This window comes from Sphingobacterium sp. UBA3519 (assembly GCF_002377215.1).
GTDB lineage: Bacteria > Bacteroidota > Bacteroidia > Sphingobacteriales > Sphingobacteriaceae > Sphingobacterium > Sphingobacterium multivorum.
In genome coordinates, this window is record NZ_DFPI01000024.1 from 177553 (window position 1) to 198116 (window position 20564).

Here is a 20564-nt window from a genome sequence, read left to right on the forward strand (position 1 = left end):
CGAAAAAAATAGCCGGTATAATTAACTGAAATACGAAATCTGTACTTTTGGTTATCAATTCAGTAACAGCGTATAAACCTAATTATTATGAGCAGCGCAACTATTGTCGTTTTAGGCAGTTCAAACACGGATATGGTGGTCAAGGCAGCACATCTTCCTGCACCAGGAGAAACTATTTTAGGTGGTCAATTTTTTATGGTGCCTGGTGGCAAAGGAGCCAATCAGGCGGTTGCTGCGGCGCGGTCCCGTAGCTCAGTTGCTTTTATCGCTAAAGTCGGCACAGATATCTTCGGTCAACAGGCTATTGCGCATTATCAGCAAGAAGGCATTCTGGTTGACACGATCTTCCAAGACGAAGAAAATCCTTCTGGCGTAGCCCTCATCTCCGTGGATGCGAAAGGTGAAAATTGCATCCTCGTCGCACCAGGAGCCAATGCGACACTTACACCCAAGGAACTTCAATCGGTTAAGAATACAATCATCTCTGGCAATGTACTGCTTATGCAGCTTGAAATTCCAATAGAAACCATCGAACAGGCCATTGACATTGCCGTGCAGCATGATACCAAAATTATACTCAACACAGCTCCTGCACAGGCCCTGACAGATCAACTACTCCAACAAGTCGATATCCTCATACTTAATACATCCGAGGCACAATTTTATACCGGCATGACGATTGAAAACTGGGAAGAGGCCGCCCTAGCGGCAGACTACCTGTATCAAAAGTGCCCGGGTATAATCATCATAACCCTGGGCGCTAAAGGTTCACTGCTCAAGGAAAAGGATAACTATATTCAGATTCCAGCGGAAGAAGTCAATGCAGTGGACAGTACCGCAGCAGGAGATACGTTCTGTGGCGTCCTTGCCGCCTGTGTTGCCAAGGAAATGCCGATCGTCGATGCAGTCAAACTAGCTTCCAAAGCTGCAGCAATCTCTGTTACCCGCATGGGAGCGCAGACGTCCATTCCTTTTTGGCAAGAATACAACATCTTATAACCTGAAAATCAATTATTAACCTTATTTACATGATCATGTCTCTTCGTCTAATTTTAGCAGCTACAGCATTGCTGCTGTTTGCCTCGATTCAGTATTCCAAAGCACAGCTGATTACCACAGCGGCCAATCCTAAAGTCGACTATGTTGTGCCCTCTCGCTACGACCTTGAAATCCCTCAAATAGATCTGATCAGTGGCTATTTGGGTAATCGCTATCAGCTTAATCTCGAAAAAAGACTGCTTCAGGTAGATGAAGAAGGTTTATTAGCCGGGTTTGAAAACCGTCCCGGAAAACAACGATGGATCGGTGAGCATATTGGAAAATATCTTGAGGCCGCAGCAAACACTTGGCTTGTCACCAAAGATCCTCGATTGAAACAACAGATGGATCGCATGTTTCATCGCCTGCTCGAAACACAGGATACAGATGGATATCTGGGCACTTACCTGGCTGAAAACCGTTGGACCTCCTGGGATGTCTGGGTGCATAAATATGATCTCTTTGGATTGCTTGCTTACTATGGCGCCGTTGGAGATACCAAGGCATTGAAAGCAGCTGTACAAATTGGCGACCTCCTTTGCAGCACTTTCGGCGATACCCCCGGAAAAAAAAATATTCTGAAATCAGGATCGCATGTCGGCATGGCCGCAACTTCCGTCATTGACCCGATGCTAGATCTATACCGATGGACTGGCGACAAAAAATATCTTGAATTTTGCCGTTACATCATTCGCGCATATGACTTTGAAGGTGGTCCAGCTATTGTTAACTCCATTTTAAAGCATAAACGCGTCGATAAAGTAGCTAATGCCAAAGCCTATGAGATGCTTTCAAATATCGTCGGACTGGTCAAGATGTACCGTCTGACTGGGGATAGTCAATTACTTCAGGTCATCAATTACACCTTCGATGATATCAGCGCCAACAGATTATTTGCAACAGGTACATCCAGTGATCATGAGCGATTTCAGGACAACCATTACCTCCTGGCCGACACCTCGGCCCACATGGGGGAAGGCTGTGTTACCACGACTTGGCTTCAATTCAATACACAGCTTTTTTCAATTACTGGCGATCTAAAATATTATAATGAAATTGAAAAAACGATCTACAACCACCTACTCGGTGCCGAAAATCCGCAGACTGGCTGTGTAAGTTACTATACGCCTCTTATTGGCGAAAAACCCTACCGCTGTAATATCACCTGCTGCCTGAGCAGCGTTCCACGAGGAATAGCACTTATCCCCTACTTGAATTTTGGTATGCTCAACAATATCCCGACATTATTGCTATATGAACCGGCACAGATCAAAGAGAATATCAAGACTTCATCCCAAAAGACTATACCGTTGGAACTTACCCTAACAAGTGAATTTCCACGAAAGGGAACCGCGACTGTACAAGTTCACATTCCAGGCTCGGCACAATTTCCACTTCAATTGCGCGTTCCGGAATGGGCTAAAAACTATACCGCAACAGTCAATGGCAAAAGCTATAAATCTGGTCCCGATCAATTGCTAAAAATCGAGCGCCAATGGAAAGACAAGGATAAAATCGTCGTTTCTTTTGATATAGAAACAGAAATTATCAATGGTGGGAAAACTTATCCCAATAGCTTTACATTAAAAAGGGGACCGCAGATCTTTGCCCTAGATCAATCACTGAATCCGCAGCTCCAGCTGGATAAAACAAAATTTGTTTATCCGCTTCAAGACAATATCAAACTGACCGATGCACAGGACAAGTTACCGAAAGGCTGGGTTGGAACATTGGCTTATGCCACCGAGATTAAAACCGCAGACAATGGGCAGCAGTCGCTGGTATTTGTACCTTATGCCGATGCCAGTCAAACTGGAGGTTTTTCGACGCTCTGGGTTCCTGCTATAAGTCGATAATAGTACCCTTTCTCAAATATTAACAGACTCAACAAGAAGACATGTTTATTGTAACAAGCTATACCCAAGCCATCATCTTCTGCATCATTACGATGATCTGCTGGGGTTCTTGGGCGAATACCCAAAAACTAGCCAACAAAAGCTGGCGCTATGAACTTTTCTACTGGGATTATGTGCTCGGCATTTTTCTCCTTTCGTTACTGTTTGCCTTTACACTAGGCAGTTATGGCGAGCTCGGCAGACCGTTTGTCGCCGATCTGCAACAAGCAGAGGGCAGCAATATTTGCAATGCCTTACTTGGTGGGATTATCTTCAATGCTGCCAATATCCTACTCTCATCGGCGATCTCCCTGGCAGGTATGGCTGTTGCATTTCCGGTTGGTATCGGTACGGCATTGATTTTAGGAGTCCTTATCAACTATATTGCAGCAATGCAAGGTAATCCATCCCTCCTATTTGCTGGAGTAGCCTGTATCGCGGTAGCCATTGTTATCAATGCTTTTGCCTATAAAAGAATGATGAAAAATCAGCAGAAACTTTCCTCGAAAGGAATTTTTCTTAGTCTGCTCGCAGGGCTGTTGATGTCGTTATTTTATCGATTTATAGCATCCGCCATGGACCTGAATAATTTTGAGTCGCCAACAATCGGAAAAATGACGCCCTATACGGCAGTATTTATCTTTTCATGCGGTATCTTATTGAGCAATTTTATTTTCAACACCTTACTCATGAAAAGGCCACTAGCGGGATCACCTCTTCGTTATAGCGATTATTTTAAAGGTAATTTCAGTGTACACCTTGTCGGTATTCTCGGCGGTATCATTTGGGGAATAGGCAATTCCCTTAATCTAATTGCTGCGGGTAAAGCCGGGCCAGCAATATCCTATGGATTAGGTCAGGGTGCAACTTTGGTTGCGGCCTTATGGGGTGTGTTTATCTGGCGCGAATTCAAAGGCGCCAGCAAACAGACCATGCTGTGGCTCGGATTTATGTTTTGCTTATTTATTCTCGGATTGCTGCTGCTCATTGAAGCAGGGAAATAATCCATTTAGATTCATCCTACTACTATGCAAAAAATCAACAAATTTCTTTTCTTAACCTTGCTTCTGTTATGTGCCATAAACAGTAAAGGGCAAACCGAAAAATTAGACATACAGATTAATACAGCGTACGACAACTGGCTCGCAAAACCCGGCGATCAAGTTAGTTTTGATATTCAGGTCAATGCGGGGGGGCAAGCTTTCCATAGCGATAGTGTGTATTACGAAATAGGTCCTGAAATGGTCAGGCCTTTTGTCAGTGCACAGATACCGTCCTTTCAGGGGCATTTTAAAAGTGCTCCTTTCACGTTGAAGAAACCAGGCTTTCTGCGTTGTACTGTTATTGTGACTAAAAACGGAAAGCAGACCAAAAAGCTATGCACAATCGGATTTTCACCCGAAAAAATCATTGCTACACAACAAAATCCGGTGGATTTTAATTCGTTCTGGGATAAGGCGATCAAAGTACTTCAGACTGTTCCCATCGAGGCCAGCAAAACATTGCTTCCTGACAAGAGCACTGTAGAGGTCGACGTCTATCGTGTATCATTTAACAACGTTGGAAATAGCAAAATATATGGTATTTTAAGCATGCCTTCAGATCCGGGTAAATATCCAGCTGTATTGCGTGTGCCCGGTGCTGGCGTTCGCCCTTATGGCCCTGAAATTGAATTGGCCGCCAAAGGGATGATTGTATTAAGCATTGGCATACATGGCATTCCGGTTGACCTAGACTCCGCGGTCTACAAAGACCTCGCTGCAGGTGCTTTGAAGGCATATTATAACTATAATCTGCAGGATAAAGATCAGTTTTATTATAAGCGTGTCTACTTAGGTTGTCTGCGAGCCAACGACTACCTTACTTCACTACCTGAATGGGATGGAAAAAACCTCGTTGTTATGGGTGGTAGTCAGGGCGGTGCGCTGAGTATCGTGACCACAGCATTGGATAAACGTGTGACCGCAGTTGCGGCGCTCTATCCTGCGCTGTCGGACGTGACGGGCTACCTGCATCAACGTGCTGGTGGATGGCCTCACTATTTTGCTCCAGCAAATTACAGTGCCTTAAAAGGCATCAGTGATCTTGAAACAACATTATCGTATTACGATGTGGTCAACTTTGCCAAACGCATTACAGTACCGGGATTCTATTCCTGGGGATTTAACGACGTGATTTGCCCTCCAACTTCCATGTACGCCAGCTACAATGGCATCACCGCACCCAAAACATTGCATATCTACAAGGAGACAGGACACTGGACCCATCCGGATCAAAAAACCGAATGGTTCAACTGGATAAAACAGCAAACGGAAAAATAGATCTATTATTGAGGGCCAATGTTGTCTATCGGAATCTGTTGTTCTAGGGCTTTCATCCCTAGAACAACTTTGAGATCCTTTAAATTCATTGTTTGAAAATCCCGACGGAAATCCGGCAGAAAACCTTCCTTGTTACTTTGATCCCAGGCAAGCCATTTTCTTTTACCTTTTAGAATGTGTTTACAATTGTAAAACCGATTATCCTGAAATACATTTCCTGTAGGTTTTCCATTTCGGCTAAACTGCAATGCTAATTCGGGATAGGCTTCGCGATAAGGGCTTATCAGATAATTGACACCCACCAAACGGTCATAGAACAGATGCCCCGATCGATACACATTCAGGTTTTTAAGCCAGTTTTCCAACCGATTGTCCACACGTACTGCCCATCTTCCGGCACCTACAAATAGGTTATTCACATACCAATTATCTGAGCCCCCGCCAATAAATGCCGATCGCTCACCGGCATTGACGAAAATATTACCGAATACTTTGGTACCACTTGATGCATCATCATGATATATGCCCGAAGTCCTTAATGTTTTTGGAATATTTGCAAGTAGGTTATATTGAATCAGATTGTGCCGCTCTGAAGGATCCCGTCCGATATAAATCGCTCCCTGATCATCAACTTCCTGTGCAACCTTGTGGATGTAATTATATTCAATTTTATGCTCATTGCCATGAATGAGAATAGCCATACTCGGCAAATCTGATATCTCACAATTTTTGACGGTATTGCCCACGCCATAAAGTGCTATCGCCGGCCGATAGGACCGCTCCAAGCGGTTCAGATCAAAAAAGACGCAGTCCTCAATTCGATTATTCCCTTTCGTCAATTTGCTACGGTCTCCTCCCGACAACGAAACCCCGCCGGCTCCTAGATGTGAAAAATGACAATGGCGAATGACATTCTGTTCACCTCCTTTCTGATCAAATGTCGGATGACTATACAGGTGCTGATGTAGATCTCCAATACTGTTATCCAGCGCTTCTCCCGTACCTTCGTGCTGCAAACGCTCAAAAGGTTTTATTCCATACCCAACAGCAACGCCCAGGCTACCCAAATTGCTAAACCTACACGCATCAATCTCGACGGCATAGGTATCCCGCAGGTAAATTCCCATTCCTCTGGATTCTTCAAACTCAATACCCCTAATCTGTGTATGCTGTGTACCGATCAGACTAAAAAATGGTTCTTCCAATACAGAATAGCTCAATGTCTTTATGGGCTTATCAACAACAAATGACAGTACGCCATGTTTTCTATCGAGATAAAATTCACCTACAGTATCCAATTCCACCAATAGATTTATACCCCGCCACTGCCTGTATTTTTTCTTATAGTCAAAGCCGTATAATGTAGGTTCTTTTGTTGTTATTGTTTTTTTGTTTGGATCAATGGTCTTGACACGTACCATATCATCGGCATAGCCCCATTTGAAATAACCCGCAATCCAGGGGTCATCTTCCTTTGCCCAGGCATCGATACGTGATTCTTTATACTGAAAAACACCGCCCCGATTACTCGAATCCCGATTCCGTGGAATGGAACCTGTATCGATCACTTTCCCCATAGGCACCATTCCCTGATTGGGCCAACGCGCCAGATGAAAAGCTATGCCGTCCACAAATAATTCGCCCGGAGCATTGCCACTGGCTCTGGAAAAACCAACCTGGCGCAACTGTCCCAGGTCCTTGACACCATGTTCCAGTAAATTCAGTTGATAGAAATTGATCGATCCGTTCTCGCGTGTATGGAACAAACCTGTTGTCGACAGCGGAATAGAGCCTTTAAAAATAACCCTTTCATTGCCATAAGCCTGAATGATGGTATGACTGTCTCTTTCATCCAACGAAATCCCCGAGTCAAAGAAATAAGTTCCTCCACGAAGAAGCACAAAGGCTGTACGCTCCGGCTTCTCGCCTCGCTGTGCGCGCAACAACGTTAGCGCTTGAGCGACCGACGCCAGGGGATGCGCTAGTGAACCGTCTCCATGGTCACTTCCGTCAGGTGAAACAACCAATTGCAATTGACCGAAGCTATAAAGTGGAATGAAGTAAAACAAACTATAGCAGAAAATCTTCCGTGCTAAGGTCAACGCTCTTCTAAGATGCTTCATATCGAAAAATTTAACAGATTATAGTCCCCAATTAAATGGTGCCAATAAAATCAACCATGAGCCTTACGTACTCATTAAACCGCGTAAAGGGCAACGTTTCGTATCGATCGTAAATATCATGATAGGCATCAATTCCACCCAGAGTATAGATAAAAAATGAAGGTACTCCTTTTTCGTAAAAAGGATAGTGATCGCTCCGGTTCATTGGTCCACGCACCTTTACCTGAGGTAGGTATTTCTTTTCCGTATTGATTGCAGTTAGTCGTTCGAATTGTTCTTTAAATATCGTGCCGTTCACCACTTGAATGCCATCATCGCCTGTGCCTGCCATATCAAAATTAAGCAGGAATTTAATTTTTTTGAGATCAATAAGTGGATTCTTAGCAAAGAAACTCGAGCCTAGTAAACCGCTTTCCTCGCCCGAAAAGGCCAAGAAAACCATGTTATAGCGCGGCGGATGCTGCTGATAGTAGCGTGCCAGATAGAGCATGAGCGCAGTACCACTGGCATTGTCATTGGCACCGGTAAAAACAGTATGTCTACCGATCGCCCCCACATGATCATAATGCGCCGTGATGACAATCGTAGAGTCCGATGCACTGGTTCCCTTCAGCATACCGCAGACATTATTTGTCGTATAGTCTGGCTGAAAGCGGGCATGGATTGCCAGATTGATCTGCTTCCCCTCCAGCGCTACAGCAGCATTATTTTTCACATAAACAATTGGTCGATTGAGCTGACTGGTAGCTCCCCGCCAAAGTAGTTTTTCCTTGGTTTGCACTAGAATCCCACGATAATGCCCCCCTTGGGCAAGGCGCAGCAAGGCAGACCGGAATTGGTCTGGCTTCATTGTTTCCAAAGCCTTGCGCTCATCAAGTACCAGAAATTTGTGTTGAAATGCAGTATTCTGCATCAGTTTATCCAAAGCATCCGTATCAGAAGAGATCATGACCTCCGTCAGTCCAAATTTCCCTTTGAGGGAGGGAATGGATGCTTCAATCAATACCTGTTCACCCATACGGAGTTTTTGGCCATCTATCGTAATTTTAACATCCTTAGGAAATACGTTTGCGGGCATCACAAAAGGTTGATAATAATGATCGCTCAAGGGCAGCAATCCGCTCTTTTTAAATTCCTTGGCAATAAAAGCGGCGGCCTTTCGATCACCATCGAACACATATCCACGACCTGCATAGGCTTTGGATGCCAGCTCCTTTACAACGGCTCGCGCATAGTCGACCTGCGCCCGAAGTGAAAAGCCGGAAATAAAGAAAAGAACAAAACAATAACAATACTTAATTTTCATGAGACGTAACAATAGGTAATGAAATAAAAGAAGCATATTGCCCCTGACAATAGATCCGATGTTCCTGCGTCTTGAAGTCTTTGTCGGCAGCTTCATAAATATTCATAAACTGCTGCGGATTTCGATCGACCAAAGGAAACCAGGAACTCTGTATCTGCACCATAATCTTATGCCCTTTTTTAAATACATGAGCAGCATCCTGCATATCGAAACGTACTTCCTCAATCCGGTTGGGTTTCATTGCTTCCGGATGAGCAAAGCTTTTTCGATATTTTGCCCGCATAACCTCCCCACGAATCAGACATTGACAATCCGAAAGTTTATCCCCCTTTTTGTACGGATGCACATCGATCAGTTTCACGACAAAATCGGCATCACTGCCGGTACTGCTGACAAACAGATTCGCCTGAATATTCCCCATCAACTTTACATCCTGTTCTAAGACTTCAGTTTCAAAGACAAGCACATCTGGTCGCTGTGCGGCAAAAAATTGATCTTCATACATGTATTTATAGCCGCGCAAAACAGTTTTTTCCCGTGTATAGGGAACAGGTTTGCTGGGATTAGAAATATAGGAGACATAGGGAGACGCCGATTTGGAGGCTGGCTTCAAACTCAATTTTCTATCTGCTGTAAAAAATAAGGGCTGTGACCGTACCTCTTCCACAGGCCATGTCCGGTGTGAAGACCAGTTATTCTCGCCTGTTACAAAAACTGTCGCCGCGGCAAGTCCGTCTTTACCCTGTCCTTTGAGATGGCTTACAAAGAAAGGAAGTTCAATCTCTTTCCGATAATAGCTGGCTGTATTTTGACCAAAATCCAGGCTATCCAGTTGCCTGCCACTTCCCCTAGACCAGGAACCATGATACCAGGGGCCCATCACTAGTTTTACACGGTCCGGCGCAATTTTTTGTAGTGCCTGATAGGTTTTCAACGGTCCATATAAGTCCTCTTGGTCAAACCATCCACCAACAACAAGCACCTGCGGTTTCAGCTCGCGGATTCGAGAAAGATAGGCTCGCGACGTCCAGTAGTCATCATAATTCGGATGCGACATCATTTCGTTCCAAAGGATGCTTTCGCCCTTTAAATACTGCTGATTGAGATTGGCTAGAGCTCCTGCCTTCAGAAAAAAAGAATACGCTTGATCTGTTCCATAATTGGAAAATCCCGCTGGCCCCTTGCTGCCGATAGAATCGCGTTTTTTTCCAAACGAGGATAGAAACGAAAAACTCCCCATCAACATAAAAGCCCCGTTGTGATGACGATCATCCCCTAGAAACCAATCCGTTACCGGTGCCTGCGGAGATACGGCCCGCAATGCAGGGTGTGAATCAATCAGTGACATCGATGCGTACATCCCGGGAGAGGAAATACCCCATATCCCCACGTTACCATTCGATTTCAGCTGTTTCACTAGCCAATCAATTGTGTCGTAGGTATCTGTTGATTCATTGACCGCTCCTGGCGTATCTGTATAGGGTCGATTGGCAATAAAATCTCCTTCAGACTTATATTTTCCCCTGACATCCTGGTAAACGAAAATGAATTTTTCTTTCACAAATTCCATGCTTGGACCGATCGGAATTCGAAAATTCTGTTCCCCATAAGGTGCAATACTGTAGGGTGTCCGCATCATCATAATAGGATAACTCTTTGCCGTATCTCTGGGGGTGTAAATCGCTGTATAGAGCTTTTTTCCATCCCGCATGGGAATATAAATTTCCTGTTTTGTGTAATGTGCATAAACATAAACAGAATCCTGCGCTGTATTTTGGGCGCGTAATCCCAGGGAGAGTATCAAGCCTGTTAAGGCCAGCATCAGGTGTAATCGCATAACATTCAATTTAACAGGTTATATCTTGGCCAACAAGTTACGTATTTCCGTTAAGGTTTAATTTTTTTTGATCCCTGCGCTACCAATTCTTTCTTTCCTTTTGCTCCCTCCTGCTTTACCCTGGACAGTGAATATCCATTGACATCATCCAGCACCAACATCGGTCTATAATCCGGCTCCCTCAATTTGAGGACGACCCCTTCAAAATGTATGTTTTCTGCATGTCGAATATAAAAACCCCAGGCAGGAAGCTCTTTAAATTGGGAAAATTCGGGATAAGATGCTTCCATTTCGGGAATACTGTCGAGATCCGTTCTGCTCGTCCCCCGATAGGCATAGTGGGGGTTCGAGCCACCCGGGTAGCTGATTTCGATATTCCTAAAGGTTACATTTCGAATGGGCGCATTTTTCAGTCCTACAATACTCGAAGGCGATGGATTGCGCGGATTATCTTCAATAGGTCCTTCGTAGGAATAACCGCGGTCTGGTTTCTCTTTTGCCACCTCAACTTTTACGTTCTGAATCACAACATTATTAATGGAGCCGATGCGTCCTTTATTCCAGCGTGCTCCTATACGCAAATAAAAAGGGTTCCCCGTGTTAAATGCGGTCAGACTATCGACAAGAATATCTTCTACTATGCCGCCATCGGGAGTTGCAATCGTCAAAGCCGAACGAAAGGTATCATAGACTTTATTGTTGATGATACGAATGCGTTTATAACCGCCAGCGGAAACAGTACCGAATTTAATACCATTTGCACTCGACCGTGCTGTACAATTGCGGATCTCAACATCTTCACAGCTCTTCGTTGCATCATGCGACTTTAGGCATATTGCATCGTCTGAAGCATCGATAAAAGAGTTGAGCAACTTAAAGTTACGACAATCGACAATGTCGATACCATCATTGTTCCAAAAAGCCTTGCTATCAACTGTGATGCTATCTACGACCGTATTGACACATTGATCATAGACCTGAACCCAGTCGGCTGAATTTTTGATGGTAACACCATGAATACGGACATTTTCGCAAGAGCGCATATAAATGGCCTTTGGCCTTCTATTTCGCGGGCGATCATAGTCTAAGGGATCTTTGAGCACGCCACTCTGGATCTGTGCAAGCAAATTATAAGCAACTTCACGCCCTTGCCCATCAATAACTCCCTTCCCTTTAATGGTGATATTTTTAGCGTCCTTTGCATAAATCAAAGCACAATTCGGGACATCGATATTATAGTCATAAATATTGGTTGAGCCGACCAGGATTGCGCCTTCTTCGAGTTGAATATGCACATTCTCTTTGAGCACGACGGTCCCCGTCAGATAACGTCCAACGTAGAATCGTAACGTCCCCCCACCCTGCTCATGAATAAAATCAATTGCTTTTTGTATAGAAGTGGTATTTAATGTTGTTCCGTTCGATTTAATGCCAAAAAGAGAAGCATTGTATTCTTTCGCCTGTAATGTCAGTATACCACCATAGAGGAAGATCATGACAAGAATAAGTTTAATTTTCATAAACATCCCATTTATAATGTTTTACCATTAGCCAACCGGCTATTTTCTTTGATGACCTGCTGACTCCCCTCCGATTCAACCAATGCCTTGCCAATTGCCTGAAAAAAAACATTGGACAGACGCACCGTTTTGGAATTGCTGACATACACACCAATGCTGCCCGGGCTATTTATGTCCAATGCGCTTAGGGTAACATCCGCACACTGATCAATAAATTGTACTGCTCCGAGCAGGTTCAATTCCATTATGCCGTTGATCTGGATATTTCTAGAAGCTTTCAAATAAATTAGGCTAATGTCTTCCGCTTTTTCAGATAGATCAATGTTTCCTTTCTGTCTTAGCGCTGCGACCTGGCTACGCAATAAAGACTGCTGCCCATCAATGACGCCTTTCCCACCAATCTGAATATTAGATTGACCGACTGCGACAATGAGAGCTCTCTTGCCATCCTGAAGGCTGTAATCAAATAAGTTGCTGCTGCCAACCAATACAGCGCCCTCATGCAGTTCGATGGATACATTGGATTTTAAACTAAATGTTCCCGTCAGATAACGTCCGACATAAAAATGTAGTTTACCGCCGCCTTTTTTGGCAATATAATCAATGGCATATTGTATAGATCCCATATTATTGGTTACACCATCGGACTTACAACCGAAAAGCGATGCATTATAGTCCTGAGCAAACAGCTTGAAGCAGCTCGCCCATAACACGATCAAAAATAGATACTTCTTCATGTTACGCTGTCTAATTAATTTTGACATCTTTTGTTTGATATAAATGGAAACTGTCCTTTAACCGATCTCCATCCAAATAGGATTTAAAATCCCAGGCTCCCCCAGTGAGGTCATCGGCAACAATCGTAGGCCTGTAATCTGCACCTTTAATACGGAAAGTCACATTTTTTAAATTGATCTGTTTGGCATGACGGATATATAATCCCCAAGCTGGCAACTCCTTAAACTGTGAAAATTCTGGATAAGCATTAGCCATTTCGGGAATGCCATCCAATGACTTAGGATCAGTCCCGCGGTAAGCATATAACGGATTTCCACCTCCGGGATAAACGATCTCTATATTCTCCAGCGTAACATTTTCGATCTTATGATCAGGTAAGCCGATGATGCTTGCCGGAGAAATATTCCGGGGCATATCTTCTATGGGTCCCTCATAACTATATCCCAAATCCGGTTTATTAGCGGGGACCTCTGCATATACATTGCGAATCGTTATATCTTTCATAAAAGGTTTCTTTCCCTTGCTCCAGCGATCGCCAATACGCAAGAAAATGACATTACCGGTATTGATACTTTTGACACCGTCCACCAGGATATTTTCGACGAATCCACCATCTACGGCAGCAAAAGTGATTGCTGATCGATACGTATCATAGACCACGAGATTCCTGACAACAAAATTTCGGAAACCACCGCGGGAGACTGTCCCAAATTTTAGGGCACTGGCACTGGAGCGCGCCGTACAGTTTTCGACCAGCACATTCTCACAGACTGCATTCGCATCGTGTGACTTAAAGCAGATGGCATCATCAGCCGCATCGAAATAGCAATTCCGGATCACTACATTCTTACAGTCTACCACATCGATGCCGTCATTATTCCAATACGACTTACTGTCTACATAAATACCTTCCACATGGAGGTCTTCACATTGGTCGTAGGTCTGATTCCAACTACCGGGATCACGTAAGGTAATATCCTTAATCAGTACATTTTTACACTCCCGGAAGTAAATATTTTCGGGGCGGTTCCACTCCCGCAGTCGATCTAATTTAAGTTCATCCTGCACAATTCCCTTATGCACATTTTGAACGGCATTCATTGCCGTCTGAAAACCGCGGCCATTGATCGTTCCTTTGCCGATAATACCAATGTTCTGTTGTCGAATCGCGTAGATCATCGACTGCCAGTTGACGACGGTATCTTTATGGTAATCAAAAGGATTGTTGGAGCCCAAGAGATTTGCTCCCTGATCCAGTTGTAAGGTCACATTGGACTTCAGATAAAAAGATCCCGTGATGTAGTTGCCTGGGGTAAAGATGAGCTTTCCACCACCTTTGGCTGTAATATAATCAATGGCGGCCTGGATAGACCTTGTATTCAGTGCTTCACCATCACCGCGAATACCAAAATCTACAGCTTGGTAATCCTGCGCTGCGACCAGCCTGACTGTTAAAGCCTGGATGATGAAAAGAAAAATAGGTAATATTTTCATGATTTAGCTTGTATATAAAGTGACTGGACCGATCAGGCCCATAGATTGTATTTCCTGCTCCCGACCTTTTCTGTTGACCCAATATTGCGCATTTTCATTATCCTTCAACGTTTTCAAATAGTTCCCCATGGTGGTCGTAATACGCACTTCGACCTGGTTCTCCCCATTTTTTAACACGGTAGCGAGGTCGTAAATCCGCCTTCCATACCATTTTACGCCAAGTGATTGACCATTGACAAAAACCTCAGAAACTCCCGCTACCTTTCCAAGATTCAACAGGCATTGCCCTGCTGCAGACCAGTTAAATGAACGCTGATAGATTGCTGTTCCTGAAAACCACATCAATTGTTCATCCTCTTTAAAGTCCATCAGCCGCGGTAGTACCAGTTGTTGGGATGTGCCTTCCTGTTTATGTTTTAATTCTACTTTCCACTGGCTACTCAAATCCAGGACATGGCTTCCAGTGGTTGCCAAAGGCTGCCAAACCGTACCTTCCCGATGGTTGTCAAATACAAAAAGAAAAGCATCTGTAGGTCCCATATCCAGTAGCAAACTATTTTCACGATCCAAGATTACCCGAGAGCGTCTGCCCGTATCCAGATCCCATAGCCAGCATGTTTTCTTTCTGATTTCGGGAGCAATAAAAGAGATGTTTAGTCTTGCACTATTCGCCCGGTGCGCGTTCTGGATAAAATAGCATTCACTACCATCATCCCGAATAGAACGCATCTGCATCACATAACGGTTAGGCTGATCGATATGCAGGTAATGGGGTAAACTGAACCGCCGCATGGCCAAATGGTACCAGTCCATAAAATTATTGTCCTCAGGTTTAGACGTGGCAATAAATCGATCTGGATAAGATTGCAGCTTACGCAGTATAGCTTGTACCTCGGCATCATTTTTTACCTGATCTTGCAATCCCAAGCTCATCTGTGGTAACGATTCAATCGCCACAACACGCCCACCGGATTGAACAAACTCAAGGAGGCGAGCCATTGACTTCGGCGACATCCGTTTGATCCCGGGCAAAAAGAGCACGCTATATTTTCTTTTACCATAACATAGGTTTCCCTTCTCTACCTTACAATCCTGCAGTATCATCTCCGTTATATAATCTGCATTCCCACCATTTTTGCTGATAGCTTCCCAGAGTAAGGAAGTATAGGGGACATTCAATTTCTCAGGAAAGGGATCCGTTTGCACGCCGTTCTCCGTCCAGAGATCATAATTGGCGGGTAAAATGGCCATATCAGCGAAGTAATCGCCCTGCTGCAGCTGCGATGAAAGGCGGGCTTTGTAATTATTTAAATAGTTAAAATAGGGCCACCAGTTGTTGCGTTCATTATAAAAAGAGCCATATTGAATCCACCCAGGAAAAGGAGCTTCTAAGGGTGAATAATTAAATCCATGCCAAACAGAATGTGTAATCCCGGTCATTGCACTCTGATCCGATCCCAGCTTTAACAATTCGAGCTGCGTATTAAAAACAAGATAAGTATTGGTCATCTCCTCACAGCTTACAAGCCGTTTTCCTTTCAGATGTGCTGCGGAGGAGACATATTTATCGATCATGGTATAACCACGTCCCCGACGATAGTCTTCATCAGGCATCTCTTCACCCAGCTTATGGCGCAAATAATTTGTTGTCCACGATTCCCCTTCCGGAATATCGTAATCCAAGCTGCTTTCCAATGGAAAAAAACCTCTTCCATAGGCCTGCGCGCGCGATTTCACCCCTAGCGAACGACACCAATTAACATAGGTATCCGTAAAACGTTCCTTCAATAAACAGGCTTTGGTATATTCATAATCGAAACGTACACGATTTAGAATCTCGGAAAGCTCCGCTCCTTTCTTTGCTCCATAGTTTTCGTCGACCACAGCCCCCAAGCGCCCGACCTTAAATAAGATAAAAGGTAAATAAGGCATAATATCATAACCGCGACGGCGCTGAAACTCAACAGCAAAGTCATCACACCAATTACAACCTTCGAGCTCCATGCTGTCGGTAAACAATGCCCGCACATAGTTCTTTAATGGTCCTATCTGCTGTTGCATTTGTGTAGACATGCGCTCCAGGTAGCGAGACACGGTCGCCTTATCCATATGATTGAGTATGGAGCCCGCTGCGCCCGGGGCGCCATTGATGACGGAGGCAAAAGCTTTAAATTTCACCAAGAAATAAAGGATATGCTTTCCCGAAGGAACAGGGATTTCAATTTTATCTTTACCAATTTCTGCTGCATAATCAACCGCATCATCGATAGAAGGCATCGGATCTTTCACCAATTTGATGGCGAGGATTTCGGGATTGCGCAATGGGTTTTTATCCGTTACTGCAGGGTCTATCATATTAAAAACATGGTAGGGTCGGACAACATAGGTTGTAGGTCCCTCGATGGGTTCACAATGCACCAGCACAACCTGAGCGGTTTCATCTTCCCGGAGGTCTTCCGAACCAAAGGGCCAGCCGGAACCAACGATGAGATCGGTGGTCATACCCATCTTTTTTGCTTCATTGGCTGTATACTGCACCATGTCTACCCATTCCTTGCTCAACCATTTTAATGATGGAATACCCATATCGTCGGTACGCTTCGGAAAGGAAATGGGATTGATTTCCACTCCACCTATTCCCGCATCCTTTAAAAGCTTCAGTTCGCGGAGCAGTTCATTTTTATTGATTTTATTTCCATTCCACCACCAGCGCACAAAAGGTCTTTGTGCAGTCGACGGATTTTGAAACAGTGTATAGTAGCTTTCCATATCCACCGATTCCTTGCCAAAGGCTTTTAAATGCTTGGCAAATAAGAAGGAGGCTCCCAATAAACTGCTTTGCTGTAAAAATATTCTTCGCTTCATCATGCTGAAATTAGGTTATAAGGTGCCTTGATAGGTAGTTTTTCATCCATAAGTTTTGTTTCCATTGGCGCTCACAATCGAGCGCTTGATTCCCTGAGGGGATGAGATACGGTGGCGGACCAAATTCAGTCGTCATGGTCAGCCGCGCATCGGGTTTATTGACGTCTATCCAGCGTTGCCAGACAGCGCAGTGTGTCGCGACAATATCCTGATAGATTTTTTTTCGAACATCGGGCAGCTGGGCTCCCTGACTATGTCCAACACGGGCATGTACATGTTTTACATGGGACAACAGGCGGTTCAATTCCTCCTGCCGATCTTCAAGAAAACTCTCCGAGACACAGTACCAGTGTGAGATATCCAAGGTCAGTTTCAACTGCGGATATAGTTCCGCCATTGGCGCCACGGTATGCAGTCCATAACTCCATTTATTACGGTGAGTTTCCTGCAAAATTTCGATCCCGTATTGCTTTTCAACACGCGTACAAAGTTGTAGTCCTGTAAGCACATCGTCAGGCGAGAAATATTCCCGTCCCATCTGCACGGATATAAAAAGTGGAGCGAAATATTTTTCCGCGAGCTTTCCATAGTAGTTCAACTGTTCTTCCAACAAGGCGAAGTACGCGCTGATTGAGTTCGCTTTTTTTTGAACACAGGTCACAATCGTGTACCTGAGCTTATACTTCTGCAACAGTTTTACGACCTTCTCCGGATGGGTATCTTCGCCAAAAGGGAACCATTCGACCCCAACATAACCAGCCTTCACTACACGATCCAGAAAATCTTCCCATGCAACATGCTCATTTCCCCAGCGTGGATAAAAAAAATCAAGTTTTACCATCCTGCATGGTAGATTAGCGGATTTTGTTCGTCATTATTCAACAGATCCCCTACCGCTAAAGTTGCGCGATAATCTTCCGGTAAAATATTCGCCTGTCCATTGAATACATTTCCGTCAGGCATGTAAGCACAGGTCATAGCTCTTCTAAACCCGTTGGTCATGTTAGGTCCTGCCCCATGAATCGTCAATCCATTATGGAAAGTACAACTTCCGGCTTTGAGCGGTGTAGCCACCGGATTTACCCGTGCAAGCTCGGGATAGTGTTCGAAAATTGTCCCCATATTTTTTCCGATACCCAAATTCTCAAATCCGGTCTGCTTATACGATTTCGGAACAAAATACATGCAACCATTTTCCAGTGTGGAGTCATCGAGTGCAATCCATATGGAAAGTGCGTTTCGATCGGCAAATGACCAAAAAGGCGTATCCAGATGCCAGGCAGTAGGATTCGCAAATGGACGTTTAAATAGCGCTTGGTCATGCCAGATACGGATACCGTCAACACCGGCCAGCTTTGCCGCCATTTCTCCAATCCGCTGATCGACCATCAGCTCCTTCACCTGTTCGCTGGTCTGCCAAAGGTTTAACAATTGATCAAACACTTTTCCAAAGTAGTCTGCATCCTTATTGATACCATCATCTTCGCCAACTTTAGCTTCCTTTCCGGGCATTTTCTGACCTGCACGCTGCTCTACAGCTTCAAATACAATTGTACGCCAGGTTTCAAGCTCCTCGGGATTTAAAAAATCTTCTATAACGATGTAACCATTTTCTTGGTAAAAGGCTATCTGTTCTTCAGTCAATTGGTTCTTCATATCATTAAATTTTAGGTTTTGTCGAAGTAATCTATAGTACTTGAAAATACACAAGATCAGCTACAGTTGTATCCTGAACTATCCTGTATTTTTGGGGAAGTACCAGCAAAGACGATTATAATCCTTCCTGGTACTTTTACGAAATGAAATCATTAAATCTGTTGGCTCATTTAATTCTGAACCATCTTATTATTATATAACATTTCATCCAAAGGTATCTGTAGCGTCATTTTACTAACAGGATAAGTTGATTTATCCACATGTATGGCTGATCCAGCACGACCGACAGCAATGTTCCAGCGTTTATTGTTATAGAATTCACGTCCTCCCTCACCCCAGAGCTCCAACCGCGTTTGAAATTGCACCATCTCCAAGGTCGATAAACCCTGCATGGAAGTATAGTTGTCACAGGTCAATGTGGTCTGCCCAACTTTCGTTCGTGCAGCCAATAAGGTGTTTAACGTTTGTTTCGCACTTTGGTCATCTTTATTCTGTGCCTGCGCTTCAGCTTTCATCAATAATACCTCCGAACTGCGCATATAATAACAACTTACTCGTCCAACATTCTTCTTATCGTCACTTCCCAAGCCATGGGTGGCGGCAAACTTGAGATTGGTATACATCGGAATAGTTCGTTTATCACCATTGGTCGGGTAAGTATAATCTCCCCAATCCGATGCCATAAAGCAACCCATTCGATAGTCCCGGTTATCAATTTTGGCATACAGCCGATTGTCAATCCGCTGGAAACCTTGCCCAATTCCGCCGTTTCCTTCGGCGAAAGGGTTCATCCACCAATTGTGTACGGTAACGGCTTCTCCAAGCGCAAAACCAAACAACACTTCAGGGTTAATGGTAATATTAAGAAAACCATTTTGCTCGGGTCTCATTTCAGGCGCCGCCTGGGTTCCTTTATTCGTGGCACCATAGGTTGCCTGGCTCATTAACGTTGGATACTTGGTCAGTATTTCGTTGCTGGCGCTTATCGTCGTGTTCCAGTCACCCGTCCATAACGACACTTTTGCCTGCATAAAGTAGGCTACACCAAGATCAAAATCGGATGGGTCAGTTGTATAGCCAATTCCCGCTTCTTTAAAAAGCCGAATCGCTTCATTGATATCGTTTTTGATAAAAGCATAGGTCTCATCCGCAGTAGATCGGGCCTTGCTTTCCTGAACCGGGGAATAGGTATCATAAAGCGGCATGCCTAATTTTGCTTTTCCTCCCTGCTGGTAGGCATTTTGATAGTTTTCCATCAGGTAATTATAGGCGTAGGCACGTAATATCAGTCCGCGGCCTTTGTATTCCTGTAATTTTTTATTCGTGCCGACAGTCTCTGGATTAAGGTAGTTCAACATTTTATTTGCTGTATTGACCATATTCCAGGCATAATTCCAATACGGGGTATTCTTGTCTGAAGCATCTGAAATAAAATCCAGCAGATTATACTCGTCGGAGCCAAATATATTAAGCAATCTATTGCCGAAAACAATATCATTGCCTTCGAGGTTCCGCATCACATCAAATCCCTGGTTACTTCCATAACGTGACTCGGATGATAATGCCCCAAAGTTGACCAGTTTAGGCATATTGTTCGCCATACCGCCCAATACAGCCTGAATTTTCTTCTCGTCACCACTTTCGAGTAGTTTCCGGATCTGTTCATCCGTGATACTATTTGGGGGTGCAATGTCCAATTCCTTACTACAAGAAAACAATAATGTCACCGCCAATGCACATAAAAATATCTTTTTCATAACTGATTTTTTAA

At 44.1% G+C, this 20564-nt stretch carries 14 protein-coding genes; 4 read left to right on the plus strand and 10 right to left on the minus strand.

Annotated elements, in window-relative coordinates:
* The first annotated feature begins 87 nt into the window (after positions 1-87).
* Genes rbsK through B3297_RS13385 form a run of 4 tightly spaced genes read left to right on the plus strand, consistent with a single transcriptional unit; the run spans position 88 to position 5254 of the window.
* Positions 88-999, plus strand: a complete 912-nt coding sequence (gene rbsK, locus B3297_RS13370) for a ribokinase (RefSeq protein ID WP_286779016.1) — start codon at positions 88-90, stop codon at positions 997-999.
* 29 nt (positions 1000-1028) lie between these two features.
* Positions 1029-2894: a beta-L-arabinofuranosidase domain-containing protein gene (locus B3297_RS13375; RefSeq protein ID WP_286779017.1), complete on the plus strand. Its 1866-nt coding sequence runs from the start codon at positions 1029-1031 to the stop codon at positions 2892-2894.
* 41 nt (positions 2895-2935) lie between these two features.
* Positions 2936-3937 (plus strand): GRP family sugar transporter, encoded by a 1002-nt coding sequence (locus B3297_RS13380; RefSeq protein ID WP_286779018.1) that lies wholly within the window; start codon positions 2936-2938, stop codon positions 3935-3937.
* Between the two features lie 24 nt (positions 3938-3961).
* Positions 3962-5254 carry an acetylxylan esterase gene (locus tag B3297_RS13385; RefSeq protein WP_286779019.1) on the plus strand — a complete coding sequence of 431 codons (1293 nt, stop codon included), beginning with the start codon at positions 3962-3964 and terminating at the stop codon, positions 5252-5254.
* Between the two features lie 5 nt (positions 5255-5259).
* Here the strand turns inward: B3297_RS13385 and B3297_RS13390 are convergent, their stop codons facing one another.
* The 10 genes from B3297_RS13390 to B3297_RS13435 all read right to left on the minus strand — a co-directional run bounded on the left by B3297_RS13390 (position 5260) and on the right by B3297_RS13435 (position 20550).
* Entirely contained in the window at positions 5260-7377 is a 2118-nt protein-coding gene (locus tag B3297_RS13390; protein ID WP_286779020.1) for a right-handed parallel beta-helix repeat-containing protein, read from the minus strand.
* A 31-nt stretch (positions 7378-7408) separates the two neighbouring features.
* Entirely contained in the window at positions 7409-8683 is a 1275-nt protein-coding gene (locus B3297_RS13395) for a M28 family metallopeptidase (protein WP_286779021.1), read from the minus strand.
* Complete coding sequence (locus B3297_RS13400) at positions 8673-10520, minus strand: CocE/NonD family hydrolase (protein ID WP_286779022.1); 1848 nt, start codon at positions 10518-10520, stop codon at positions 8673-8675. Before B3297_RS13400 ends, B3297_RS13395 begins: the two co-directional genes overlap by 11 nt.
* Before the next feature lie 50 nt (positions 10521-10570).
* Positions 10571-12040: a glycoside hydrolase family 28 protein gene (locus tag B3297_RS13405; RefSeq protein WP_286779023.1), complete on the minus strand. Its 1470-nt coding sequence runs from the start codon at positions 12038-12040 to the stop codon at positions 10571-10573.
* Positions 12041-12051: 11 nt separating this feature from the next.
* A complete protein-coding gene (locus tag B3297_RS13410) occupies positions 12052-12777 on the minus strand; it encodes a glycosyl hydrolase family 28 protein (protein ID WP_286779024.1) in 726 nt (241 codons plus the stop codon).
* Positions 12778-12787: 10 nt separating this feature from the next.
* The gene (locus B3297_RS13415) at positions 12788-14272 is read right to left on the minus strand and encodes a glycoside hydrolase family 28 protein (protein ID WP_286779025.1); all 1485 of its coding nucleotides are present in this window, start codon (positions 14270-14272) and stop codon (positions 12788-12790) included.
* Positions 14273-14275: 3 nt separating this feature from the next.
* Positions 14276-17140: a glycosyl hydrolase gene (locus B3297_RS13420; RefSeq protein ID WP_286779026.1), complete on the minus strand. Its 2865-nt coding sequence runs from the start codon at positions 17138-17140 to the stop codon at positions 14276-14278.
* A gap of 7 nt (positions 17141-17147) precedes the next feature.
* Positions 17148-17798, minus strand: coding sequence for a sugar phosphate isomerase/epimerase (locus B3297_RS13425; RefSeq protein WP_286779027.1), 651 nt, complete (start codon positions 17796-17798; stop codon positions 17148-17150).
* A 173-nt stretch (positions 17799-17971) separates the two neighbouring features.
* Positions 17972-18793 (minus strand): phytanoyl-CoA dioxygenase family protein, encoded by an 822-nt coding sequence (locus tag B3297_RS13430; RefSeq protein ID WP_286779028.1) that lies wholly within the window; start codon positions 18791-18793, stop codon positions 17972-17974.
* 170 nt (positions 18794-18963) lie between these two features.
* A complete protein-coding gene (locus B3297_RS13435; RefSeq protein WP_286779029.1) occupies positions 18964-20550 on the minus strand; it encodes a RagB/SusD family nutrient uptake outer membrane protein in 1587 nt (528 codons plus the stop codon).
* Between the last annotated feature and the right edge of the window lie 14 nt (positions 20551-20564).